The 24,123-nt window shown below is 64.0% G+C and carries 24 protein-coding genes; 6 read left to right on the top strand and 18 right to left on the bottom strand.

What is annotated here, in order from left to right; all coding sequences use genetic code 11:
• Positions 1-105: 105 nt before the first annotated feature.
• The 4 genes from EDE08_RS02655 to EDE08_RS02640 all read right to left on the bottom strand — a co-directional run bounded on the left by EDE08_RS02655 (position 106) and on the right by EDE08_RS02640 (position 4,614).
• Positions 106-900, bottom strand: a complete 795-nt coding sequence (locus EDE08_RS02655; protein ID WP_131866877.1) for an ABC transporter ATP-binding protein — start codon at positions 898-900, stop codon at positions 106-108.
• 11 nt (positions 901-911) lie between these two features.
• A complete protein-coding gene (ntrB, locus tag EDE08_RS02650) occupies positions 912-1,808 on the bottom strand; it encodes a nitrate ABC transporter permease (RefSeq protein WP_131866875.1) in 897 nt (298 codons plus the stop codon).
• 60 nt (positions 1,809-1,868) lie between these two features.
• Positions 1,869-3,185 carry a CmpA/NrtA family ABC transporter substrate-binding protein gene (locus tag EDE08_RS02645; protein ID WP_131866873.1) on the bottom strand — a complete coding sequence of 439 codons (1,317 nt, stop codon included), beginning with the start codon at positions 3,183-3,185 and terminating at the stop codon, positions 1,869-1,871.
• 511 nt (positions 3,186-3,696) lie between these two features.
• Entirely contained in the window at positions 3,697-4,614 is a 918-nt protein-coding gene (locus tag EDE08_RS02640; protein ID WP_131866871.1) for an intradiol ring-cleavage dioxygenase, read from the bottom strand.
• Positions 4,615-4,777: 163 nt separating this feature from the next.
• Here EDE08_RS02640 and EDE08_RS02635 point away from each other — a divergent pair, with 163 nt between their 5' ends.
• The gene (locus EDE08_RS02635; protein WP_131866869.1) at positions 4,778-6,052 is read left to right on the top strand and encodes a serine hydrolase domain-containing protein; all 1,275 of its coding nucleotides are present in this window, start codon (positions 4,778-4,780) and stop codon (positions 6,050-6,052) included.
• A gap of 65 nt (positions 6,053-6,117) precedes the next feature.
• Here EDE08_RS02635 and EDE08_RS02630 read toward each other — a convergent pair whose 3' ends face one another.
• The 3 genes from EDE08_RS02630 to EDE08_RS02620 form a co-directional block, all read right to left on the bottom strand.
• Positions 6,118-7,437 carry a TRAP transporter large permease gene (locus tag EDE08_RS02630; protein ID WP_131866867.1) on the bottom strand — a complete coding sequence of 440 codons (1,320 nt, stop codon included), beginning with the start codon at positions 7,435-7,437 and terminating at the stop codon, positions 6,118-6,120.
• Positions 7,434-7,949: a TRAP transporter small permease gene (locus EDE08_RS02625; RefSeq protein WP_131866865.1), complete on the bottom strand. Its 516-nt coding sequence runs from the start codon at positions 7,947-7,949 to the stop codon at positions 7,434-7,436. The genes EDE08_RS02630 and EDE08_RS02625 overlap by 4 nt, the downstream gene beginning before the upstream one ends.
• Positions 7,950-8,032: 83 nt before the next feature.
• Positions 8,033-9,031 carry a TRAP transporter substrate-binding protein gene (locus EDE08_RS02620; protein WP_131866863.1) on the bottom strand — a complete coding sequence of 333 codons (999 nt, stop codon included), beginning with the start codon at positions 9,029-9,031 and terminating at the stop codon, positions 8,033-8,035.
• A 380-nt stretch (positions 9,032-9,411) separates the two neighbouring features.
• Here EDE08_RS02620 and EDE08_RS02615 point away from each other — a divergent pair, with 380 nt between their 5' ends.
• On the top strand, positions 9,412-10,869 hold the full coding sequence (locus EDE08_RS02615) for a sensor histidine kinase (protein ID WP_131867440.1): 1,458 nt from the start codon (positions 9,412-9,414) through the stop codon (positions 10,867-10,869).
• A gap of 141 nt (positions 10,870-11,010) precedes the next feature.
• Here EDE08_RS02615 and EDE08_RS02610 read toward each other — a convergent pair whose 3' ends face one another.
• From EDE08_RS02610 to EDE08_RS02595, 4 genes are all read right to left on the bottom strand, one after another.
• Complete coding sequence (locus EDE08_RS02610) at positions 11,011-12,558, bottom strand: peroxidase family protein (protein ID WP_131866861.1); 1,548 nt, start codon at positions 12,556-12,558, stop codon at positions 11,011-11,013.
• 261 nt (positions 12,559-12,819) lie between these two features.
• The gene (locus tag EDE08_RS02605; RefSeq protein ID WP_131866859.1) at positions 12,820-13,092 is read right to left on the bottom strand and encodes a hypothetical protein; all 273 of its coding nucleotides are present in this window, start codon (positions 13,090-13,092) and stop codon (positions 12,820-12,822) included.
• 242 nt (positions 13,093-13,334) lie between these two features.
• Positions 13,335-14,066: a cytochrome c biogenesis CcdA family protein gene (locus EDE08_RS02600; protein WP_061878249.1), complete on the bottom strand. Its 732-nt coding sequence runs from the start codon at positions 14,064-14,066 to the stop codon at positions 13,335-13,337.
• 207 nt (positions 14,067-14,273) lie between these two features.
• A complete protein-coding gene (locus EDE08_RS02595) occupies positions 14,274-14,540 on the bottom strand; it encodes a hypothetical protein (protein WP_061878250.1) in 267 nt (88 codons plus the stop codon).
• Between the two features lie 482 nt (positions 14,541-15,022).
• On the opposite strand from EDE08_RS02595, the gene EDE08_RS02585 reads away from it, so the two are divergent.
• Entirely contained in the window at positions 15,023-16,072 is a 1,050-nt protein-coding gene (locus EDE08_RS02585; protein ID WP_131866855.1) for a LysR family transcriptional regulator, read from the top strand.
• A 29-nt stretch (positions 16,073-16,101) separates the two neighbouring features.
• Positions 16,102-16,473 (top strand): helix-turn-helix domain-containing protein, encoded by a 372-nt coding sequence (locus tag EDE08_RS02580; RefSeq protein WP_020608151.1) that lies wholly within the window; start codon positions 16,102-16,104, stop codon positions 16,471-16,473.
• On the opposite strand, the gene EDE08_RS02575 is transcribed toward EDE08_RS02580, so the two are convergent.
• Positions 16,428-16,766 (bottom strand): hypothetical protein, encoded by a 339-nt coding sequence (locus EDE08_RS02575; protein ID WP_131874985.1) that lies wholly within the window; start codon positions 16,764-16,766, stop codon positions 16,428-16,430. The two genes, EDE08_RS02580 and EDE08_RS02575, sit on opposite strands and share 46 nt — an antisense overlap.
• On the opposite strand from EDE08_RS02575, the gene EDE08_RS02570 reads away from it, so the two are divergent.
• A complete protein-coding gene (locus tag EDE08_RS02570; RefSeq protein ID WP_131866850.1) occupies positions 16,756-17,577 on the top strand; it encodes an enoyl-CoA hydratase in 822 nt (273 codons plus the stop codon). The two genes, EDE08_RS02575 and EDE08_RS02570, sit on opposite strands and share 11 nt — an antisense overlap.
• A 104-nt stretch (positions 17,578-17,681) precedes the next feature.
• Positions 17,682-17,960, top strand: coding sequence for a hypothetical protein (locus EDE08_RS02565; protein ID WP_131866848.1), 279 nt, complete (start codon positions 17,682-17,684; stop codon positions 17,958-17,960).
• Between the two features lie 34 nt (positions 17,961-17,994).
• Here EDE08_RS02565 and EDE08_RS02560 read toward each other — a convergent pair whose 3' ends face one another.
• The 6 genes from EDE08_RS02560 to EDE08_RS02535 form a co-directional block, all read right to left on the bottom strand.
• Positions 17,995-19,074 (bottom strand): isocitrate/isopropylmalate dehydrogenase family protein, encoded by a 1,080-nt coding sequence (locus EDE08_RS02560; RefSeq protein WP_131866846.1) that lies wholly within the window; start codon positions 19,072-19,074, stop codon positions 17,995-17,997.
• 128 nt (positions 19,075-19,202) lie between these two features.
• Positions 19,203-20,270: an alcohol dehydrogenase gene (locus EDE08_RS02555; RefSeq protein WP_131866844.1), complete on the bottom strand. Its 1,068-nt coding sequence runs from the start codon at positions 20,268-20,270 to the stop codon at positions 19,203-19,205.
• Between the two features lie 83 nt (positions 20,271-20,353).
• On the bottom strand, positions 20,354-21,325 hold the full coding sequence (locus EDE08_RS02550; protein ID WP_131866842.1) for an ABC transporter ATP-binding protein: 972 nt from the start codon (positions 21,323-21,325) through the stop codon (positions 20,354-20,356).
• On the bottom strand, positions 21,322-22,314 hold the full coding sequence (locus EDE08_RS02545) for an ABC transporter ATP-binding protein (RefSeq protein ID WP_131866840.1): 993 nt from the start codon (positions 22,312-22,314) through the stop codon (positions 21,322-21,324). Before EDE08_RS02545 ends, EDE08_RS02550 begins: the two co-directional genes overlap by 4 nt.
• Positions 22,311-23,183 (bottom strand): ABC transporter permease, encoded by an 873-nt coding sequence (locus tag EDE08_RS02540; protein WP_131866837.1) that lies wholly within the window; start codon positions 23,181-23,183, stop codon positions 22,311-22,313. The genes EDE08_RS02545 and EDE08_RS02540 overlap by 4 nt, the downstream gene beginning before the upstream one ends.
• Positions 23,170-24,120 (bottom strand): ABC transporter permease, encoded by a 951-nt coding sequence (locus EDE08_RS02535; RefSeq protein ID WP_131866835.1) that lies wholly within the window; start codon positions 24,118-24,120, stop codon positions 23,170-23,172. The genes EDE08_RS02540 and EDE08_RS02535 overlap by 14 nt, the downstream gene beginning before the upstream one ends.
• Between the last annotated feature and the right edge of the window lie 3 nt (positions 24,121-24,123).

The following is a 24,123-nucleotide window of genomic DNA, read 5'->3' as shown; positions in this document are numbered from 1 at the left end:
TCGCACGCTTGGTTTGCGATTCGCTCAATCCTTGTGCGACGCACAAGGATTGAGCGAGGTGACGATTATTTGGGCGCGCACGTGTCGTCGCGCTGAACTCTTCGTTTACGCGGCCTCGACGAAGCGGTGGCGCTCGTAGAGGAATTCGAGCACGCGCTGGCGGCACTTCAGATAGGTGGTGTTGGTCGCGAGTTCGAGCCGCTTGCGCGGCCGCGCCAGCGGCACCTCCAGCACCTCGCCGATGCGCGCGCTCGGACCGTTCGTCATCATCACGATGCGGTCGGACAGCAACACGGCTTCGTCGACGTCGTGGGTGATCATCAGGATGGTGTTGCCGAGCTTTTGATGCAGCGCCATCACCGAGTCCTGCAAATGCGCGCGGGTCAGCGCGTCGAGCGCGCCGAACGGCTCGTCCAGCAGCAGCACCTTCGGTTCCATGGCGAGCGCCCGCGCGATGCCGACGCGCTGCTTCATGCCGCCGGAGATCTCCGAAGGACGCTTGTCCCTGGCATGGGCCATCTGCACCAGGTTGAGATTGTGCATCACCCAGGCGTCGCGCTCGGCACGGGACTTGGTCCTGGCAAAGACCTTGTCGACGCCGAGCCTGACGTTCTCGTAGACGGTCAGCCACGGCAGCAGGCTGTGGTTCTGGAACACCACGGCGCGGTCGGGCCCCGGCGAGTTCACCTCGCGGTTTTCCAGCAGCACGCCGCCCGTGGTGGCGCCGGTCAGCCCTGCGATGATGTTGAGCAGGGTCGACTTGCCGCAGCCGGAATGGCCGATGATCGAAACGTACTCGCCCTTCTCGATCGTGAGGTTGATGTCCTTCAGCACCTCCGTGGTGGCGGCGCCGCGGGTGAAGGCCTTGTCGATGTGGTCGAGCTTCAGATAAGCGGTCATGTCCCCTCTCCTCAGTTCTGCGCGGTACCGTGGGTGACGAACTTGCCGAGCCCCGCGATCAGGCGATCCAGCACGAAGCCGATGATGCCGACATAGAACAGCGCCAGGATGATCTCGCTGATATGCGAGGAGTTCCAGGCGTCCCAGATGAAGAAGCCGATGCCGACGCCGCCGATCAGCATTTCCGCCGCGACGATCGCAAGCCACGACAGGCCGATGCCGATGCGAAGGCCGGTGAAGATGTAGGGCGCCGCCGCCGGGATCATGATCTTTGCGAAGAATTCGAGCGGATTGAGCTGCACCACCGCGGCGACGTTGCGATAGTCCTGCGGGATGTTGCGGATGCCGACCGCGGTGTTGATGATGATCGGCCAGATCGACGTGATGAAGATGACGAAGATCGCCGAAGGCTGGCCGTCGCGGAAGGCCGCGAGCGAGAGCGGCAGCCAGGCCAGCGGCGGAATCGTGCGCAGCACCTGGAAGAGCGGATCGAGCCCGCGCATCGCCCAGACCGACTGCCCGACCAGCACGCCGAGCCCGATGCCGGCAATGGCCGACAGCGAGTAGCCGAAGGCTACGCGCTGGAGGCTGGCGGACAGATGCCAGAACAGCCCCTTGTCGATGCCTCCGTTGTCGAAGAACGGATCGAAGATCAGCTCCTTGGTATCACTGAAAACTTTCGACGGCGGCGGCAGCGCCGAGCCGGCGCGGCGGCAGATCAGCTCCCATATCAGCGTCAGCAGCGTGATCACGACCAGCGGCGGAATCACGCGCACGGCCGTCTCCCGGACCATGCGAGCGTAAACCTCAGTTCGCGGGGGACGCTTCGGCGTCAGCGCGACGACTGGCGCAACCGTTGCGGCGGGCGTCGCGGTCTCAACCTCGATCTTGGTGGCAGTCATGTTCATCGCAATATCTCTCCGGCTCCAAGGGACGATGCGGCCGCCCGAAGGCGGCCGCTGGCTCCATCAGACTTCGACGCGCTTGATCGCGAGCGACTTCAGATAGGCGGCCGGATTTTCCGGATCGAACACCTTGCCGTCGAAGAAGGTCTCCTTGCCGCGCGAGGTGGAGGTCGGGATGTCCGAGGCCGAAACTCCGAGGGTCTTGGCCGCGTCCTTCCAGAGGTCCTCGCGGTTGACCTTGGCAATCAGCGCCTTGGTGTCGAAGCCGGCTTCGTATTTGCCCCAGCGGATGTCCTCGGTCATGAACCAGAGATCGTGGCTCTGGAACGGATAGGAGGCATGATCCTTCCAGAAGCGCATCTGCTGCGGTGAGTTGTCGACGACGCGACCTGTGCCGTAGTCGAACTTGCCCTTCATGCGGTCGGTGATGTCCTCGACCGGGCAATTGATCCATTGACGCTTGGCGCAGATCACCGCGGCTTCCTCGCGGTTTTCCATCTTCTCGGCCCATTGCTGCGCTTCCATCACTGCCATTAGCAGCGCCTTCGCTGCCTTCGGATATTTGTCGACCCAGGCCGCGCGCATGCCGAACGACTTTTCGGGATGCTTGTCCCAGAGCTCACCGGTGGTGATCGCGGTGTAGCCGATGTTCTGGTGGATGAGCTGCAGATTCCACGGCTCGCAGACGCAGAAGCAGTCCATGGTGCCAACTTTCATATTGGCCACCATCTGTGCCGGCGGAACCACGATGGTTTCGATATCCTTGTCCGGATCGATGCCGCCAGCGGCGAGCCAATAGCGAATCCAGAGGTCATGTGTGCCGCCGGGAAAGGTCATCGCCGCCTTCACCGCTTTGCCTGACGTCTTCTTCTTCTCGAGTGCCGGCTTGAAGGGCGCGGTATCCACGCCGATCTTGAGATCGGCATATTCCTTGGCGACCGAGATGCACTGACCGTTCAGGTTGAGGCGCGCCAGGATGTACATCGGCGTCGGCTGGTTGTTCTGCGTCACCTTGCCGGCCGAGATCAGGTACGGCATCGGGGTCAGAATGTGCGCGCCGTCGATGCCGTTGCCTTCTGAGCCGAGCACGAGGTTGTCGCGCGTGGTGCCCCACGAGGCCTGCTTCTGCACCTCGACATCGGGCATGCCATATTTGGCGAAGAAGCCCTTCTCCTTGGCAACGAACAGCGGCGTTGCGTCGGTGAGTGCGATGAAGCCGAGCTTGGCACCCTTGACCTCAGGGCCTGCGTCCTGCGCGAAGGCGCCGGCGGGGAAATTCATTTTTGCGGCAGCGAGAAGTGCGGCGGTCGCGCCGGTGGCCTTCAACAATTGACGGCGGTTGATGCCAGTCTCGGAGGGCCGGCGAATGCGCTTGGTCATAGGCTGTGTCGTCCTTTGCGTCTTTGCGGAATGATTTGCGGCTGTGTGCGCGAGCAGCCCGTCCGTCCGGTGGCGCCGAATTTGGCGCATGCAAACGCGACGGGGATGACCCCCGTCTGGTGGCGTCAGCAAATCGGATGAGAATTCTCGCGGGACGGCTTCAATGGCGTCGGCTGGAACTATTCAAGCTTCATGCCAAGCCCGACGCCATGAAAATAGTAAACAAATCAATATATTACATCGTAAGCGACAGACTGTCGCAGAGCGGTTCCGCATGCGAAATTTGCGACCTGCACATTGCTTGTGCGACGCACAAAGCTTGTGCAGCAATTCAATCAGGATCTGCAAGAGCGTCAGCAGCAGGCCGGCGACACCTTCCTGCTGACGACGGACGATGACTACGAGTTCATCGATGCACGTTTCATCATGAGCGCAACCCACGAGCACGCCCGGCTCGACGGGACGGCGACGGCGGTCGTGGAGAAAGCTGCGCTAGAACAACGGATCCGCCTCACGCCGGCTCGGTCGCCTTCACCCCCAGCGGCTTCGGCGCCATGCCGCCGCCCGGCTTGAGGTGGAATTCGTAGCTCATCAGGTGCCAACGCCCGCTCGTCTTGGTGCCGTCAGGCATCGCAGCATCGTTGCGCGGCTCGACCTTGGCGACGAGGTCGTCCTTGACGCCGAACACGACGTCCGAGTCCAGATATTTGTCGCCGCCGATAAAGACGTGGGTGATCAGCGGTTCATGGCCCTTCGCATTGACCAGGAAGTGCACATGCGCCGGGCGCATCGGGTGGCGACCCGTCTGCACGATCATCTCGCCGACCGGCCCGTCGGTCGGGATCGGGTAGCTGCACGGCAGGATAGTGCGGAAGAAGAAGCGGCCGTCGCTGTCCGTGATGAAGCGCGCCCGTGCCGAGGCACCGACCTCGTCATAGTTCGGTTTCTGGGAGTCGTAGAAGCCGTCATCGTCGGCATGCCAGACATCGACGGGAACGCCCGCGAGCGGCTTGCCCTTGAGATCGGTGACGCGGCTTTGCACGAACATCCGTTCGCCGGTCTCGTTGTTCGGCGAGATGTCGGTGCCATGCGCGGTCACCTTGTGCTCGCCGACATAGAACGGACCGAGCACTGTCGTTTGGGTCGCGCCCTCGCGGTCGCGGTGGTTGACGGCGTCGACCAGCATGGAGACGCCGAGCACGTCGGACAACAGGATGAACTCCTGGCGCGTGTCGGTGCATTTCTGCCCCGTCCGGGTCAGGAAATCGATGGCGTATTCCCATTCCTCGAAGGTCAGGCCGGACTTGCTCACGTAATCGTGCAGCGACTTCACCAATTCCTGCAGCAGGAATTTTGCGCGCGTATCAGGCGTCTGGTCGAAGCTCCGAACGACGGCTTCGGTGAGTTCGGTCTCGTTGAACTGCGTCATGATGCGTTGCCCTCGCGTTTTTCTCGCTGGCCCGGGCGGGCTCCCTGGAGGCGTTCCGAAGCCGAGCCTACACCAGTCGGCCCGGCCGCGTTAAGCGCAACCGACTTGGAATGGGGCCGCCATTTCGGTATCAACTTTCCGACAAAACGCCCCGGAGGAACTGATGCTCGCCCCCACCCCCGCCTCGCCCGAATCCGTCGGCATGTCCAAGGCCGCGCTCGACCGCGTCGATGCCCATCTGAAGAACCGGTACATCGATGCCGGCCGCTTCCCGGGGACCCAGCTTCTCGTCTACCGCCGTGGCAAGATCGCTCACAGCTCGGTGCAGGGCTTTGCCGACGTCGAACGCAAGGCGCCGGTGAAGGACGACACGATCTACCGGATCTATTCCATGACCAAGCCGCTCACCAGCGTCGCCTTCATGATGCTGGTCGAGCAGGGCCTCGTCGCGATCGACGAGCCCGTCGCCAAGTACATTCCGGAATGGAAGGATCTCGGCGTCTTCGTCGCCGGCACCTACCCGGCCTTCCTGACCCGGCCGCCCTCCCGGCCGATGCTGATCGTCGACCTGCTGCGCCACACCTCCGGCCTCACCTACGGCTTCCAGCAGCGCTCCAATGTCGATGCCGCCTATCGCAGCGAGAAGATCGGTGAGGTCGAGAAGTCAGGCACGCTCCAGACCATGATCGAGGGATTGGCAAAGATCCCGCTCGAATTCTCGCCGGGCGAATCCTGGAACTACTCCGTCTCAACCGACGTGATCGGCTACCTCGTCGGCAAGATCTCGGGGATGCCTTTCGAGCAGTTTCTCAAGCAGCGGATTCTCGATCCGCTCGGCATGACCGACACCGATTTCCAAGTGCCGGCCTCGAAGGCGCATCGCTTCGCCGCCTGCTACTCCGCGGACCCCGGCGGCGGCATGACCTTCCATGCCGGACAACGCCGCGAGGGCCTCACTCTTCAGGACGATCCGACGACGAGCTCGTTCCTGTCACCGCCCTCCTTCGTATCCGGAGGCGGCGGCCTCTGCTCCACGGTCGCCGATTATCTCACTTTCTGCCGCGCGCTGCTCAACGGTGGGGCGGTTGGCGGCGTCAGGCTGATCGGGCCGAAGACGCTGGCGCTGATGACGACGAACCACATCCCGGGCGGACGCGCGCTGCCGGAGGTGTCGCGCTCGCTGTTCTCCGAAGCCACCTATAACGGCATCGGCTTCGGCCTCGGCTTCGCCGTCACCATGCGCCCGGCCGAGACGCTGATTGCCGGCAGCCCGGGCGAGTACAATTGGGGCGGCGCGGCCACGACCTCGTTCTGGATCGATCCGGCCGAGGAGCTGATCACGATCTTCATGACGCAGGTGCTGCCGTCGAGCGCCTATCCGATCCGCCGCGAGCTGCGCAGCATGGTCTACGCCGCCATCACCGAGAGCAATCTGTAACCAATCGCGGCCGATCCCGCGGCCGCCCGCCGCGGGATCGCATTCAGAAGCTCATTTGCAGGCGCTCATTTCAGCATCTCCGGCACGATCAGACGCGGCAGGAACAGCGATACGCTGGGCCAGACGATGACAGCGGCCAGCACGAGCAGCATCGGGATCAGCATGATCACCGTGTCCTTCAGGGCATAGCGCAGCCGCACGCCGGCGATCGAGCAGGCGATCATCAGACACAGGCCGTAGGGTGGCGTCACCAGTCCGAAGGCGAGCGATACGATGGAGATGATCGCGAACTGGACCGGATGGAGATCGACCGACTTGGCGAGCGGCTCCAGCACGGTGCCGACGATGATGATCGCCGGGATGGCGTCGAGGAAGCAGCCCACGACCAGAAAGCAGAAGGAGATGAAGAAACCGGCCGCAACAGCGCCCATGCCCCAGGTCGAGACGTTGGCCAGCAGCTCTTGCGGGATCTTGTAGTAGGCGAGCAGCCAGCCGAACGCACTTGCGGTGCCGACACAGAACAGCGCCACGCCGGCAAGGCGCCCGGTGTCGAGCAAGGCCTTGTACAATTCGCGCAGGCCCGTCTCGCGGTAGAAGAACGTCGAGAGCGCCGCGGAATAGAGCACCGCGACGCAGGCGGACTCGGTCGCTGTGAACCAGCCGAGCAGAATGCCGCCGACGACGATGAACGGCGTCATCAGCGCCGGTATCGACCGCCAGATGGCGGATCCCATCTCGACCCAGGTCGATTTCGGATAGGTGGGGTAGCCCCGGCGCACGGCATAGATGTGCACCGTCACCATCTGCGCGCCCGCGATCAGCAGGCCCGGCACGATGCCGGCCAGATACATCGCCGCAATCGAGGTCGAGATCAGCCCACCCCACACGATCATCAGGATCGACGGCGGAATGATCACTGCAAGCACCGCCGACACCGCGGTGATGGCGATGGAGAACGAAAGGTCGTAGCCCTCCTTGTTCTGCGCATCGATGAAGATCTTGGACTGGCTCGCCGCATCGGCGGTGGAGGAGCCCGAGATGCCGGCAAAGAACACCGACAGCACGACGTTGATCTGTGCCAGGGATCCCGGCCAGTGCCCGACCATCGAGCGCGAGAGCGTCACGAGGCGATCGGTGATGCCGCCGATGCTCATCAGGTTCGCCGTCAACAGGAAGAACGGCACCGCCAGCAGTATGAATGAATTGTACGCATTGAAGGTCTCCTGCGCGAGCGTCATCAGCGACAGGTGCGGCTCGATCAGCAGGATCGGCACGCAGGCAAGGCCGAGCGCGAAAGCGACCGGCACGCGCGCGATGAGCAGGCCGATGAAGACCCCGAACAGCAGCATCGCAGCCTGTCCGGCAGAAAGGACGGTGCCGCTCATCTCTGTGCCCCGGCCAGAACGCGCAGTTCATCGATGATCTGTTCACCCGCAAAGACGATCCACGTCAGACCGGCCACCGGCCAGGCGACATGGATCAGCCAGAGCGGCAGATCGGCCAATTCCGACGTTCTGTTCCAGGCAAAACGGGTGAACTCGATGCCGGCGGTTACGAACACCAGCGCCAGCGCCAGCACGCCGAGTCGCGCGAGGATCCGCACCGCGGCCTCCGACCGCCGCGACAGGTCGGGCCACACATCGACCTCGAAATGCTGCGCCTCCCGGATTCCCACCATGGCACCGATCATGATCGTCCAGATGAACAGGAAGCGCGCCATTTCCTCGGTCCAGATGTAGGACGGAATGAACGGCGTGTAGCGCGAGATGATTTGCAGCGTGACCGGAACAACGATGATGCCGACGCAGGCGGCCAGCAGGAATTCGAGCAACTTCGCATAGGCCGCAGTGGCGCGACGCCACAGCGACGGTGTGGGCGGGACGTGCATGTCGGACATTGGGGCTCCGTACGGCGCTCATCCGCCACGTCCGGGCAGGAAGCGGGGGCCTGCCCGGCCGATCGCTGGCGGACGCAAGGATCTCAGACGACGTTGATCTTCTCGAAAATGGCTTCTGCGCCGATCTCCTTGGCGTAGGTGGCCATCACGGGATCGGCGAGCTTCTTCATGGCGTCGCGCTCTTCGAACGGAACGCGCTTGAGCTTGCCGGCCTTCTCGAGCGTGTCGAGCTTGACGACCTCTTCGCTCGACTCCAGCTGGCGGCCGTAGTCGCCGGCCTCCTTGCCGGCCTTCATGATCGCGTCCTGCAAATCCTTCGGCAAGGTCTTCAGCGTCTTCACCGAGAAGCAGATCGGCCGGATCGACACGGCGTGCTGGGTCAGGTTGAGATGCGGGGCCACTTCGTAGAACTTCATCGCCTCGACGCCGGCCGCCTCGTTCTCGCCGGCCGAGATCACCCCGTTCTGGATCGCGTTGTAGATTTCGTTGTAGGCGATCACGGTCGGGCTCATGCCGACGGCCGCAAAGGTCTTCGACCAGATCGGCGCGCCCTGCACTCGGACCTTGAGCCCCTTGAGGTCGGCAAGATTCTTGAGCGGCTTGTTGGCGAAGATGTTGCGGATGCCGCCGCCGGCATAACCGATCAGAACGACCTCGGCCTTGGCGGCGACCTCGTCGGCGATCGGCGCCAGGATGTTGGCTTCGACGACCTTGTTCATGTGATCGATGCCCTTGAACACGAAGGGCGCATCGATGAACGGGGCCGCCTTGGCGAAGGTCGACATGTGAGCCGGGGAGACGATGCCGTAATCGACAGCTTTGCCCTGCGACATGTACTCGAAATACTGCTTCTCGAGGCCGAGCGAGGAGTTCTTGTGCAGGGTGAAATTGACGGGCTTGCCGTAGTATTTCTTCACCAGCTCCTCGAACCGGATCAGCGCCCGGTTGAAGGCATGGTCGTCATTGAACTGGACCGCGCCGTTCAGCGTGATCGGGGCTTGCGCCCTGAGGATCGACGGCATGCCGAGCGTAGCCGCTGCAGTGGTCGCACCGATACCAGCGAGAAATGACCTTCGCTTCATCCGTCTCCCCTCCCTTTGAGGCTCCGCCCCTGTCGCCGGGGCGTGAGCGCAGCCGCTATGCGGCTTGCATTCATGGAGCGTATGAAAAACTACGGCGGGACGGAAGTCATTTCGCTTGGGCTGGACGTCCTCTTCGTCGCAGAGCTCCGCCGGTGCCGCCTGCTGCACTGCCGCGATCGCGATGATCTGACGCCACTCCAGACTGCGTCGCAGCGTCTTTCGCGGGATCGCTCCGGCCGTGAAAATCGTGGCACCGGGCAAGTACTGCCCTTATGGTCCTCCCAAAATCATGATCCGGCGCCGCTGCGCTGGAACCGGGACGCCCACGCTTGTCAAAGCTTACCCTGCCGGTCCGGCTCGCCCTCCTGGTCGCGGGAACGATGTTGCCGCTGATCGTCTTTGCCGTCGGCCTCGCCTATTCCAACTATCGCCAGGATCGCAGCGAGGCAACGCGCCGGGTGCTGGAGACCGTGCGAAGCATGCGCCTCGTACTCGACTCCGAGGTGCAGCGGATGACGGGCGGCTTGCAGGTGCTCGCGCTCAGCGATTCCCTGCAAAGCGGAGATTTCGACGGCTTCCGCCGGCTGGCGGTCGAATTCACGAGCCAGTATGGCGGCGACAGCGTCCTGCTGCTGGCCGACGGATCCGGCCGGCAGCTGTTTTCGACCGTGACGACGGAAACAGCGAGCCTGCCGCCGCGCAACAATCGAGAGATCGTCGAGCGGGTGTTTGCAAGCAAGGCGCCGCAATATTCCGACCTGTTCGTCGGTTCGACCGAGAAACGGCCGATCGTGACCGTGGAAGTTCCCGTGCTTCGCAATGGCGAAGTGGCCTATGCGCTCTCCTTCAGTCCGCCGATCGCGATATTCCAGAAACTGGTCGAGCAGCAGCGGCCAAACGATCAATGGACGGTGTCGCTGCTGGATACCAAGGCTCGCGTGTTCGCGCGTACACCCAACCCTGCCGAGACGTTCGGCAAGCAGGCTTCCGGCGCACTCTACGATGCGATGTCGCACACGCCCGAGGCCGCGCTTTCGACCGTTTCGCTCGACGGCGTCGCGCTATCCTCCGCCTTCACCAGATCGCAGCTGACCGGCTGGACGGTCGTGGCCGGCGTCAGCGAGAGCTCGCTGATCGCGCCGCTCTGGCGCGACATCGCGATCACGAGCCTGATCGGCGGCATCCTGCTGTTGGTCGGCCTCACCTTTGCAGTCAGGATGGCGACCACGATCGCACGCGGCGAGATGCTGCACGATCTCCTGATCGAGGAGCTCAACCATCGCGTCAAGAACACGCTGGCCCTGATGCAGGCGATCGCGGTGCAGACCTTCCGCAGCGCAAGTCGGGACGAGCGGACCAAGTTCGGGGGACGGCTCGGCGCGCTGGCCGAAGCGCATAATCTCCTGAGCCAGGAGAAATGGGCGGGCTCGGAACTCCGGGACGTGATCACCCGCGCGCTCCAGCCGTTCCGGATGAGCAATCACGACCGCATCCGCATGGCCGGCCCGGCCGTGCCGCTGTCGCCGCGGCTCGCCGTGGTGCTGTCGATGATTGTGCACGAGATCGCCACCAACGCCGCGAAATACGGCGCGCTGTCCAACGAGACCGGCCGGGTGACGCTGGACTGGGAAGTCATCGCTGATACGCCGAAGCCGCGACTGCGGCTGATATGGACCGAGACCGGCGGGCCGCCGGTGACGGCGCCGGTGCAGCGCGGCTTCGGCTCGCGCCTGATCGAGCGTAGCGCGCGCGACCAGCTCGACGGTGAGGCAACCGTCGACTTCCTGCCGCGCGGCGTGGTCTGCACGGTGATCTGCACGCTGGACGAGGCGCCCTGATCCATGGCGCAAGCGCAACACGAGCGTCCTGCACGCCCAGACCGGCGCGCCATGCGCGCCGGTCTGGGCCATCGCCAGCAAGGACGGAAACGTTCCAGGCCCGACTGCATCGATGCGCGCGGCGATCGCCGGGCGGGAGATCTAGACCGTCGTAATGCCGTCGATCGGGCTGATATCCCCGACGAAACGCAAGAGATCGGCCATCGTGAATTCGCCCGGCACTTGCGATGGAAGCGTCGGCTTCCAGGTCTTGCCCTTGAGCCACAGGTACGACTGGTGATCGCCGTGGACGAGGCCGATGAAGACCTCGGCGAGCAGCGTCGCGCCGACCGGCCCGAGCCGTTCACCGTTGCCTCGTTGCTCCGCCTCCTTGAGGATGTAGTACCAGAGCGGGGTGTGCTGGTGCAGGCCATGCTTCTTCGCCACGGCACCGTCGCTCCCCTTGGAGATTTCTTCCGGAGACAGTGGATTCTTGATCTTCATGGCCTTGGCGACGTCCTGCCCCGACGGCAATCCCAGCAACACGCCGCGCTTGAGATTGCGGAACGGCAGACTGCCGCCGTCACCGGGCAGTGTGTGGAGTTGCGGCACGATGAAAGGATCGATCTTGCGCGACGGATTGAGCGTCACGCCCGCAGGATTGTTCGGCAGCACTTGGAAGTAGCGGCGCCAATCGATGATCCAGTTGCTCGAAAGCACCGGAAGCGGGAGCGGCGGCGTTATCGGGTTCGGCGCCAGGTCGCCGATGATTCCTCCCGAAAGACCGGTGAATCTGAACAGCAAATCGAGAGTTGCAGGAATACCGCCCGGGCCGGGCGTGAAGATCCTGTTGTGGCTATAGACCTGGCGCACCATGCTGTGGCCGAGACGATAGACCGCCCCTGAGAACTCGACGGGCATGTAGGGAATCTTCTTGAAGCGGTAGAAGCGCCGACCCTGCTCGAGGATCTTTGCGACGATGCCCTTCTCGGTGATCCGCTCCACGAAATCGTGCAGGACCATCCATTGGTAGTGCCAGGTCACGATGCGGCGCGCTTCCTCGAAGATCTCGCCCGCCGGCTTGCCGGACGCCGCGAGCTGATCGCAGACCTTGTTGTGAAACTTCAGCATCGCAAGATGGGTTTGCGCGACGAGAAGGTTCTCGTCGTTGCGGTGATCGCCGATCAGCGCAAACCCCTCCGGATTGCGCGGCAGGTCGTTGCGATGATCGCCGGTGATGGCGTCGACGTTGACGGTCTTGCCGATCAGCAGCTTGGGACCCGGTGTCTTGCCGCTATCGCTCGCCGAATTGCGCGCGTACAAATGGCGGCTTCCGTCGGGACCGAGACCGTAGATGCTGTCGAGATCGAGTGCGGGCGTACGAAAATTCGTCACCGCCGTCGGGTCGGCTTCCTTCTCGCCGAAGGAGGTCAGATCGAGCGTGATGTCATGGTCGATGAATTGCCCGAGATAGGTGAAGCCGGCGGGGACTTTGAGATTGTTTCCCGCGGCGTCGCCGGGGGCGGGATCCTTCATCGCGTCGGCGAGCTCATGCAGCGGACCGTCGTCGACAGCCAGCGGCTCCAGGGTCGGAAACATCCGACCAAACATGCCCGGATCGTCGTGTCCGGAAAGCGTATCCAGAAATTGTCGCGTCGGCTGACGTCCGGCCTTGCCATGACCGGGATGAACATTCACGTCGGTTCCCATCGCTTGCTCCTGCTTCAGAATGCTTAAGGGAGAGGGGCGCCGAAGATGTCGCTTGGTCTAAAATTCTCGTTTCAGTATATGTTCAGAAGAATTGCCCCTCAGGGTGTAGTACAATGAAATATTACTACAGATTGCATTCTGTCGGTGAGTCCCACCGGCGAGGCTTTTTGCCCCACCAACGACACAGGCTTTTGATTGCCTGGAGCTCGAGCAGGAAAGACTAAGGCGCGATCGACGCGCCGGCTCAATCTTCTTTGCGCGTCAGCGTTTGGCTGCGAACCGCGACCAGATCTCGGCGTCCGTGTAGAAGTCCACGCCCCCATCGAGATCTCTCACCAGCCACTCGCCGAGATAGACGATCTGGGTGCCGCTGCGCCGCTCGTGCCGAAGCTCGAATTTTCCATCGGCATCCTTCTGCAGCGAGCAATTCGACTGAACCCAGCTCGGCCACTCCTGCAACGGCTGTCCCAAAAACTGCCAGGCAACCAAAGCAGCGTTGTCCGACAAGGGTTCTATGCGCAGTGTCTTGTTCACGTGATCTCCACCATGCGAGTTGTCCCCCGATGCAACGCCTCGGGACTGGAAAGGTTTGGCATCGTCGTTCCGTGACAGCATGCCTGACGGATTTCAGCGGTTCCTCTACTTTTTTGTCCGTGAAAACCCGGTCTCCGCGCCCTAAAGCGCGATGAGATTTGGATGAATCGTCATCGCGCTTTAGGTTGTAGTCTGTGCATGATCTTTCCGGAAAACCGCTTCGCACTTTTCCGGATCATGCTTTAACCAATCGTCTGCAGCGCCGGAAACGTCTCAAGCAGCCAGATGCTCACATTCGAGACCGCGCCGGTGAGAAAGCCGATGCCGGTGATCACCATCAAGACGCCCATGGCGCGCTCGACATTGACGAGGTGGCCCTTCATGCGCGCGAACAGCGCGGAGAACTGCTCGATCATCAGCGCGGCGATCAGGAAGGGAATGCCGAGGCCCGCGGAATAGACCGCGAGCAGGCCGGCGCCCTTCGTCACCGTGGCTTCGGCCGCGGCGATCGAGAGGATCGCGGCAAGGATCGGGCCGATACAGGGCGTCCAGCCGAATGCGAAAGCGAGGCCCATGATATAGGCGCCCCAGAGGCCGACCGGCTTGGGGATCGGCAGCCGCCCCTCGCGCATCAAGAGGCCGATGCGCGTCAGGCCGAGGAAGTGCAGGCCCATGATGATGATGACGATGCCGGCGAGAATCGACAGCTCCGCCGACCAGGCTCGGATCAGCCCGCCGACCAGCGAAGCGCTGGCGCCGAGCGCCACGAACACCGTGGAAAAGCCGAGCACGAACAGAAGCGCCGACATCATGATCGCGCGCTTGGAGGCCGCGGCCGGCTCGTCGCTCTCAACATGCTCGATCGTGGCGCCCGTCAGGTAGACCAGATAGGGCGGAACCAGAGGCAGGACGCAGGGCGAGAGGAAGCTGACGAGGCCGGCAATCAGCGCCGCCGGGATCGAAACATTTTGCATGATGCAGTCGAAGCCATCTCAGGCACCGGTACGGCGCGCAAGGGAATGCGCCCGGCCGGAGCCGAACCGGCTCTGGTGTAGCCGATGGCTGAGAATGCGCAACAGAGGCGCACGAAAACCAAGGCTCCTCCCGATGCCATCCGTGATCACAGATGCGGCATCGGGACGCGCACAAACCTCGCCAAAAAGCGAGATTCGGCGGCGCGGCTACTTCACCACGCGGAGCAGCGGACGCCGGGGCTGGTCCTGCGTCTGCTTGGAAGGGGTCGGCGGCTCGCTCGCAGCGCTCCGCAGCATTTCGTCGCACAGCGCCTTGAGATCGGCACTGTCAATTCCTTTCAGCTTCATCCGCACGTCGAGGATGACGATGGACAGCATCTCGGCCGACTCACGGTTGTTGCACTCGTTGAGAGCCCTGCGGCACTCCTCGAGCGTTCCCAGCACCGCCTGCAACTGTTCGTCTGAATGCGACACTTGCGCTCTTTCCGTTAATTCGGCCTGCGAGACGTATTTGTGGCGCCCCCTTTGGCCCGCATGGACGACCAAAGATAGCACGAGGCTACTGCGCCTCCGAACCTGATTTCAGTGTGTTTCTGTGGTGAGACCGCGGTTCTGGCCGCAGTCGCCCCGCAGCAGCATTGGCAATCGCCGAACTGGTCCGGGAGCAAACGTCTTGCGCGGTGCGATTGATCCATCGCGTGAGACGGCATCCGCCTTCGCGCATGAATTTCCATCACGGACAGCGCCGGCCATCCCGCAGCCATTTCACGGCTCGCAACGGAACTCACGCCACATTCCCCTCAACGGGCGATAGCCTGCCCAATCCCACCCCAATACCGCACCCCAATACCGCCCACAAGTTGATAAGGATGACGTTCAAAACTCGTCATTCCCCAACCCGTCGTGGTTGTGGTTTGCGTCAGATTCTGCCAGTTTAGCTTCCCAAAGGGAATTGTATGCACTCCTTGGCGGAAAGGGGCGTTCCGCTGGAAGAACGCCTAAAGACAAATATCAGCGGCCTCTCCGATTGGGATGCGGCCCGCATTTTCCTGGAAGTCGTCCGATGCGGAAGTTTCCGCTCGGCAGCCGAACGCCTGTCGCTGTCGATCAACGCCGTCCGCCGCCGGATCGATGATTTCGAGCGTCAGACCGGCACCACCCTGTTCACCCGCGACGTTCACGGCACCCATCTGACCGACGAAGGTGCGATGGTGGTCTCCGCCGTCGAGCGGATGGAGGCCGCCGCCTTCGACGTGCTGCGAACCAGCGATTCGACCGCCAACGTCCTGTCCGGCGAGGTCCGCGTCGCCGTCACCGAAGGCCTCGGGACGTTCTGGCTCGCCCCGCGGCTGGTCGAATTCCAGCAGGCCTATCCGAAGATCCTGGTCGACCTGCATTGCGCGATGCGCTCGGCCGACGTCTCCCGCCACGAGGCCGATGTCGCCATCCATCTGTCGCGTCCCTCTGCGCTCGACGTCAAGCTGGTGCGGCTCGGCCGCATGCATCTGATGTTCTGGGCCTCCGAGAAATACATCGCAAAGCATGGCGCGCCGCGCTCGGCGGCGGAATTGATCAAGCACCGCCTGGTGCTGCAATTCGCCGACCAGCTTGCCGCCAAGGAAACATTCGAGAGCTTCTTCCCGGGCGTTTCGGAACGTGACCTCCTGGTCATGAAGACCAACGTCTCGAGCGCCAACTACTGGGCGGTCGCGAATGGCGCCGGCATCGGCGTATTCCCGAGCTACGCCATTGCGCTCGGCGGGAAGTTGATTCCACTGGAGGTCGAGCTGAACCGACCGCTGGATATCTGGCTGTCCTACCATCCTGGTAGCGGCCGCATTCCGCGCGTGCGGCACATGATTGACTGGCTGATCGACGCTTTCAATCCGGCTCGCTTCCCGTGGTTTAAGGAAGAGTTCGTGCACCCGCACGAATTCAAGGACTCGTATATGGGCGAACCCCTGACCCAGCTCTTCGGGGGATTTTCAACCGAAGAACAAAGGTGAGAACAGAGATGAAAGCAGCGGCCAAAAGAATGAAGCAGCGCAGTGCCGGCAAGCCGGACATCGAGCTTGGCAAGCGGATCCGTCTGCGGCGCGTCGAGATGAAGATCTCGCAGGCCGAACTCGGCGAGAAGCTGGGTGTGAGCTTCCAGCAAGTTCAGAAGTACGAGAAGGGCGTCAATCGCGTCGGCGCGGCCCGGCTTCAGCAGATCGCCTCCGCCCTCGATGTGCCCGTGACCTTCTTCTACGACGGCGACAACAAGGCCCGCGAAGTCGAGAGCCTGCTCTTCCTCGACTCCGCCTTCAGCCTCCGCCTGCTGCGTGCCTACAGCAAGATCAAGGATCAGACGGTGCAGCGTCAGCTCGTCTCGCTGATGGAATCGATCGCGGCGAACGAGAGCTGAGGCCGATCGTCGGCCTGGCCTTTACGGCCGATGTTCAATCCGCCGCGCCGCAGATGCGCGGCCGGATTGGACGAGATCCGACGAGATATCTCTGTGCCCGCGCGCATGCGGGCGGCCTGTTTCGGGCGGCCCGGCCGCCCTTTGGCGGCTTGCCGCCATTTGCCGAACTTCGCGCGCCATGCAATCCCAGCACAGGCGGATGCAAGCTCTCCTCCCCTGCGCCGGTTGACCACGGCAGCGGCGACGCCGCACATTGCTCGGCCACCGAAAAGCGAGCGCGCGATGCCCGACATTTCCAGCACGACCGGAACTCCTTACGCCGACGGCAAGATCCTCAAGCACTCGGCCGATGGTGTCGGCGTGGTCACCTTCAACAATCCCGACAAGCGCAACGCGATGTCGCTGGAGATGTGGGAGGGATTTGGCGAGGCGCTGACAGCCTTGCGCGACGACGACACCGTGCGCGTCGTGATCCTGCGCGGCGCCGGGGGCAAGGCGTTCGTCTCGGGCGCCGACATCAGCCAGTTCGAGAAGGTCAGGCACAATGCGGCGGCGTCGGAGGAGTACGCCAGGCGCAGCGCCGCCCAGCGCGCGCTGCTCGCCGACTATCCCAAGCCGACCATCGCCTGCATCGACGGCTATTGCCTTGGCGGCGGCATGCAGGTCGCGATGCTCGCCGACATCCGCCTCGCCTCGCACGGCAGCCAGTTCGGCATTCCCGCAGCCAGGCTCGGCATCGCCTACGGCTATGACGGCTTGCGGCATCTGGTGTCGCTGGTCGGCCCGTCCTGGGCGCGGCTTCTGATGTACACGGGCATGCGGATCGATTCAGCCGAAGCGCTACGCATCGGCCTCGTCGAGCGCCTGTTCCCGGCGGACGAGCTCTGGGGCGAAACCATGGCAATCGCCGCGACGATCGCGCAAAACGCCCCGCTCGCGATCAAGGCGGCGAAGATCACCATCGCAGAGGTGCTGAAAGACGAGAGCCGACGCGACATGGAGGCGATCAAGGCGATCGGCAATGCCTGCATGGACTCGGAGGATTTCCGCGAGGGCCGGCAGGCCTTCATGGAGAAGCGCAAGCCGAAGTTTAGGGGTCGCTGAAGCTGAACCGGCGTTCAGGTAGATTAAATTCCTCGTGCAATTTTACGCAACCGCAACCACTTGATGTCGCGCAAGTTCTCCCGCCACCAACGAGGGAGATTGCGATGAAACTCAGATCTGCTGTTCTTGGTCTGGCCGCCATCGGCGGTGTGGCCCTCGCGTCGGGACCGGCCCTCGCAGCGATGCCCAACGGCATCCCGCAGGCCGACAGGATTGCAAGCGGTCCGTCCGCCGACGTCGAGCAGGTGCGTTGGGTGTGTAACCCCTGGGGCCGCTGCTGGTGGCGCCCGAATTATTATCGCGCCTACGGCTATTACGGCGGCCCGCGCTTCTACGGCTCGCGTCCGTGGGGCTGGCGTCACCGCCACTGGCACCGCTGGTGAACGCGAAGGGGCCCGTGAGGGCCCCTTTCTTCGACTACAGCGCCGCGAGCACGGCCTTCGTAATATCCGCCGTGCCGTTGCTGCCGCCGAATTCCATCGGCTTGATGCCGCCGGCATAGACCTGGTCCACCGCGCGCTCGATGGTCTCGCCCGCCTCGGCCGCGCTCTCGACGCCGTGCTTGTCGGCGAGCCAGTCCAGCATCATCGCCGCAGACAGGATCATGCCGGTCGGATTGGCCTTGCCCTGTCCCATGATGTCGGGCGCGGTGCCGTGGCACGGCTGGAACACCGCGTACTTGTCGCCGATGTCGGCCGAGGGCGCCATGCCGAGGCCGCCGATCAGGCTGGCGGTGATGTCAGAGACGATGTCGCCGAACATGTTCTCCATCACCATCACGTCGAAATCCCAGGGACGCTTCACCAGCATCGCCGAGCAGGCATCGACATAGAGGCGGTCGGTCTTCACCTCGGGATGCTTCCTGGCGATCTCGTCGAAGATGCCGCGGAAGAAGGCAAACGCCTTGAACACGTTCGCCTTGTCGACGCAGGTGAGCATTCCCGGCTTGCCCCGCGCCTTGCGCCGCTCGGCCAGGCGGAACGAGAACTCGAACAGGCGCTCGGACGTCTTGCGGGTGATCACCATGGTCTCGCGCGCGTCCTCATGGGTGACGACGCCCTTGCCCATCGAGGCGAACAGGCCTTCGGTGGATTCCCGGATGACGACGAGATCGATGCCACGCTGGTCGGCGCCGACGATCGGGCTCGGCACGCCCGGAATGAGCCGCGCCGGACGCACGCCGGCATAGAGATCGAAGATGAAGCGCAGCTCGATCTGCGGCGCGATCTCGGTATTATCAGGATAGCGCACCGACGGCAGCCCGCAGGCCCCGAGCAGAATCGCATCCGCCTCCTCGCACAGCTTGATCGTGGTATCCGGCATCGACTTGCCGGTGGCGAGATAATTGTTGGCCCCGGCCGGCGCCTCGGTGAACCGGAAGCGCAGGCCGGATTTTTCGCCGACCCTACGCAGCACCTCGAGCGCCGGCGCCATGACTTCGGGACCGATGCCGTCACCGGCGAGCACGGCAATGTGGAAGGCGTTGTTTGCGGACATGGGGTTCCTGGAGGGATGCATCATCCCGGGGCGGCTCGAAGAGCCGAACCCGGGATCTCGAGATTCTCAGGTGCGCAATTGCGCACCGTAGTTCGGTCCTGCGGACCGCCCCGGAATGACGGAAGAAACTACGGCGTCAGCACCGTGCGGCCGACCACAGCGCCCTGCTGCAACTGCACCAGCGCGTCATTGGCCTTGGCGAGCGGTTGCCGCGTCACCGGGATCGGCGGCACCTTCTTCGTTCGCACGAGCTCGAGCAGTTCCTGCGTCTCGCGCAGATTGCCGACGTAGCTGCCCTGGATCGTCACCGCCTTGATCGGTATCAGCGGCAGCGCCCAGGTCGCGCCACCGCCGAACAGGCCGACGATGACGAGCTTGCCGCCCTTGGTCAGGCAGTCGAAGCCGAGCTGCGTCGTCGCGGCATTGCCGACCAGATCGATCACCGCGCGGATCGGGCCGCCTGCCTTCTTCGCAAGCTGCTCGAGCGCATCCGGCGCCTTGGGATCGACGGTCGCCAGCGCGCCCGCCTTCTCGGCAGCCTCGCGCTTCTTCGCGTCGATATCGACCATGATCGCACCCTTGCCGCCCATGGCCTTGAGCAGTGACAGCGCCATCAGGCCGAGGCCGCCGGCGCCGAACATCACGATCGGCGTGTCGAAATGCTGCTCGACCTTCTTCAGCGCGCTATAGGTGGTGACGCCCGAGCAGGCATAAGGCGCTGTCGTCGCCGGGTCGAGCCCTCTCAGATTGAGCAGGTAACGCGGATGCGGCACCAGCATGTGGTCGGAATAGCCGCCGTCGCAATAGACGCCGAGCGAGCGCGGCGTCAGGCACATGTTCTCGTCACCGGCCAGGCATGTGGGGCACTTGCCGCAGCCGATCCAGGGATAGACCAGCCCGACATCGCCGATTTTCAGCTCGCCCTGATCGGTCGGCTTCACGTCGGGACCGAACGCCAGGATTTCACCGACGGTCTCGTGGCCCATCGTGAGCGGCAGGTTGATGCCGCGGTCCTTCAGTGACAACGGCTTGCGGCCATGGCCGAGATCGTAACCGCCTTCCCAGATGTGGAGATCACTGTGGCAGACGCCGGCCGCCTTCACCTTGATCAACACCTGCGTGCCCGATGGCTGCGGAGTCGCCTCATCGACCTCCTGCAGCGGCGCCTTGAAATCGGCAACCTTGAAACTCTTCATTGGCGTCCTCCCGGAATGCTTCTCGTTCTCAGCGCAGCATGCCATGACCGGCGAGACGAGACAAACCCGCGAGCGGTCTTAGTTCAGGCCAGCGGATGATGGCAAGCCGCGAACTGGCCGGGTGCGATCTCGCGCAACTCCGGTATCTCCGCGCTGCATCGCTGGTCGGCGCGTGGGCAGCGGGTGCGGAAGCGGCAGCCGGACGGCGGCGCAATCGGTGATGGCGGCTCTCCGGTCGCCACGCTCTCGGCGGGACGAACGTCCGGATCGGGCACCGGGATCGCCTGCAACAACAGGCCGGTGTAGGGATGCGCCGGCCTTGCGAACAATTGCTCCGACGGCCCGACTTCGCAGAGCCGGCCGAGATACATCACCGCGACGCGGTCGCTGACCGCTTTGACCACCGCCAGATCATGCGCGATGAACAGCAGCGTCAGCCCGAAGCGCGCCTTCATCTCCTCCAGCAGGTTGAGGATCTGCGCGCGGATGGAGACGTCGAGCGCCGAGACCGGCTCGTCGCAGACGATGAACTCCGGGTTGAGCACCAGTGCTCGTGCGATGCAGATGCGCTGGCACTGGCCGCCGGAGAATTCGTGCGGCAGGCGGCCTGCCACGAGATCAGGATCGAGCCCGACCGCCGACAGCACCTCATTCACGCGCCGCTTGCGCTCGGCGGCATCCTTGACGCCGGCGATGATCAGCGGCTCGGCCACGATGTCGCCGATGCGACGGCGCGGATTGAGGGAAGCAATCGGATCCTGGAAGATCAGCTGCACGCGGCGGCGCATCTTTCGCAGCGCCTCGCCCTCCATCGCGGTGAGGTCCTCGCCGTCGAACAGCACGCGACCTGATTTGGCGCGGCGCAACTGCAGTACCGCGCGTCCCAGCGTCGACTTGCCGCAGCCGGATTCGCCGACCAAGCCCAGCGTCTCGCCGCGTGCGACCTTGAGGCTGACACCGGAGACGGCGTGCACCGTCTTGTTGCCGAGACCATATTCGACGACGAGATTGTCGACATTCAGAAGCGGCTCGGGGCGCACGGCAAGCTGCATCATGCGCCGATCCTTTCCGTCATTCGGATCGGATGGAAGCAGGCATAGAGGTGCCCGGGCATCTCGGCGCCTTTCAACTCCGGCTTGACCTCGTGACAGCGTGCCGCGGCATAGCGACAGCGCGGCGCAAAGGAGCAGCCGCGAAGCGGGCGTGTCGGGTCGGGCGGTCGGCCGGAGATGGCCGGCAGCGGCGTATGCGGCGCGGTCTCCAGCTTCGGGATCGCGGCCAGCAGCGCCTCGGTGTAGGGCATGTGCATGCACCTGAACAACGCCTGTGTCGGCGCGCGCTCCACCACCCGGCCCGCATACATCACCGCGACCTCGTCGGCACGGCCGGCGACGACACCGAGATCATGGGTGATGATGATCATGGCCATGTGCCGGCGGCGCTGCTCGCGCGCGAGCAGATCGAGAATCTGCGCCTGGATGGTGACGTCGAGCGCGGTGGTGGGCTCGTCCGCGATCAGCAGTTTCGGCTCGCAGGACAATGCGATCGCGATCGCGATGCGCTGGCGCATGCCGCCGGAACATTGATGCGGATATTGCGCAAGCCGCTGCTCCGGCGCGGGAATGCCGACGGCCGCCAGCAGCTCGATGCTGCGCTTGCGCGCCGCCGGAGCATCCAGCTCCAGATGCTCCTGGATCGTCTCCATCAATTGCGTGCCGATGGTCAGCACCGGATTGAGCGAAGTCATGGGATCCTGGAAGACGACCGCGAGATCGCGCCCGCGCAGTCGACGCAGCCTTTCAGGCGCGAGCCGCACCAGGTCCTGACCATCGAACATCACGCGGCCCGTGAGCCGGGCCTTCTTCGGCAGCAGCTGAAGCACTGCGCGCGACAGCATGGTCTTGCCGCAGCCGGATTCGCCGACGATGCCGAGCGTGCGGCCGGCCTCCAGCGACAGATCGACATGATCCACGGCGCGCAAATTGCCGCGCGGGGTCGGCAGCTCGACCGCGACGTCCTCGATCGTCAGCAGCGGCGCGCTCACAGTGCCCCCTGCCGCGGATCGGTCAGCGCCCGCAAGGTGTCGCCGACCAGGTTGAACGCCAGCACGGTCACAAACAGGGCCGCCGCCGGCAGGAACGCCAGCCGCGGCGCGACGTCGAGGCTTTCGCGGCCCTCGCCGATCATGCTGCCCCAGCTCGCCATCGGCGGCGGCACGCCGAGACCGAGGAAGGACAGCGCGCCCTCGACAACGATGGTGACGGCAACGCCAAGCAGGAAAAAGGCGAGCAGCGGCAGGATCACGTTGGGCAGCAGCTCGCGCAGGAGGATACGTGCGTGGCTGGCGCCGAGCGCCTCGGCCGCGATCACGAACTCGCGCCGCGCCAGGGTCAGCGTCGCAGCGCGCGCCACGCGCATGAAGGCGGGAATGCCGAGCACGCCGAGGATCAAGGTGAGATTGGGAATGGACTGGCCGAGATAGGCCGTCACGGCAAGCGCGAAGATCAGCGGCGGAAAGGCGAGCAGCACGTCCATGCTGCCGACCACCAGCGTCTCGAACCTGCCGCGGAAATAGCCGGCGAGCAGCCCGAGCGCGCCGCCGACGACGAGGCCGATCATCGGCGCGATCAGCCCGACGGTCAGCGACACCCGCGCACCGAAGATCAGCCGGGCCAGCTCGTCGCGGCCGAGCCCGTCGGTGCCGAGCCAGTGCTCGGTCGAGAACGGCGCGCGGCGCTCCAGCATGTCCATGTCGACAGGGTTCTGCAGCGGCAGCAGCGGCGCAAGAATGGCGAGCGACAGGATGATCGCGACCCAGCCGCTCGCGAGCCAGAACAGGAAACCGAGCCTGCGCCCGCCGCGAACGGGTACGGACGCTGCCTCGTCCTGAATGGACAGCTCAAGCGTGGCCATGGCGGATCCTCGGGTCGAGCACGGCGTAGAGCATGTCGACGATGAAATTGACGATGACGAAGCCGCAGGCGACCAGCAGCACCACGCCCTGGAGAATGACGAGATCGCGGGTGTAGATCGCCCCGACCAGCAGCCGGCCGATGCCGGGCAGCGCGAAGATCGATTCCACGATCAGCGTGCCGCCGAGCAGCCGGCCGATATTGATGCCTGTCACCGTCACCAGGGTCAGCGACGAAGGCTTGAGCGCATGAACGAACAGGATGCGGGATGGCTTGAGGCCCTTTGCCTTTGCGAGCGCGATATAATCCTCCTGCAAGGTCGCGATCATGTCGGAGCGCAGCACGCGCATGATGCCCGGCCATTCCGCCAGCGCCAGCGTCAGGGCGGGCAGCACGAAGAAGCGCAGATTCGCCAGCGGCGCTTCGGTGAAAGGCACATAGCCGGTGGCCGGCAGCCAGCGCAGCTCGACCGCGAACAGATAGATCAGCAGGATCGCGGTGAGAAAAGACGGCATCGACAGCAAGGCGAAGGCGCTGCCGGTCATGAAGCGGTCGAACGCGCCGCCGGCGCGCGCGGCACAGGCGATCGCGACTGGCACACCGATCAGGAGGCCGATGAACTCGGCCATCAGCATCAGCTGCAGCGAGACCGGAATGCGCTCGGCGACCGCCTGCAGCACCGTCTGCCCGGTGCGAAACGAACGGCCGAGATCGCCCTGCAACACGTGGCCGAGCCAGCTCAGGTAACGCCACCACAGCGGCTGATCCAGCCCCATGTCACGACGCAGCGCCGCGACATTCTCCGGCGTTGCCTGATCGCCGAGGATGACGAGTGCCAGATCGCCCGGCAGCAGCGCGGCGATCAGGAACGTCAGCAGCGAGACGGCGAGCAGCACCGGCAGCAAAGCGAGCAGCCGCCGAACGATGAAGTTCAGCATCGC

The organism is Bradyrhizobium sp. R2.2-H (genome assembly GCF_004346455.1).
Classification (GTDB): Bacteria; Pseudomonadota; Alphaproteobacteria; order Rhizobiales; family Xanthobacteraceae; genus Bradyrhizobium; species Bradyrhizobium diversitatis.
Note: the sequence above shows the minus strand (reverse complement) of the source record. Positions and strands in the feature narration are given on the sequence as shown.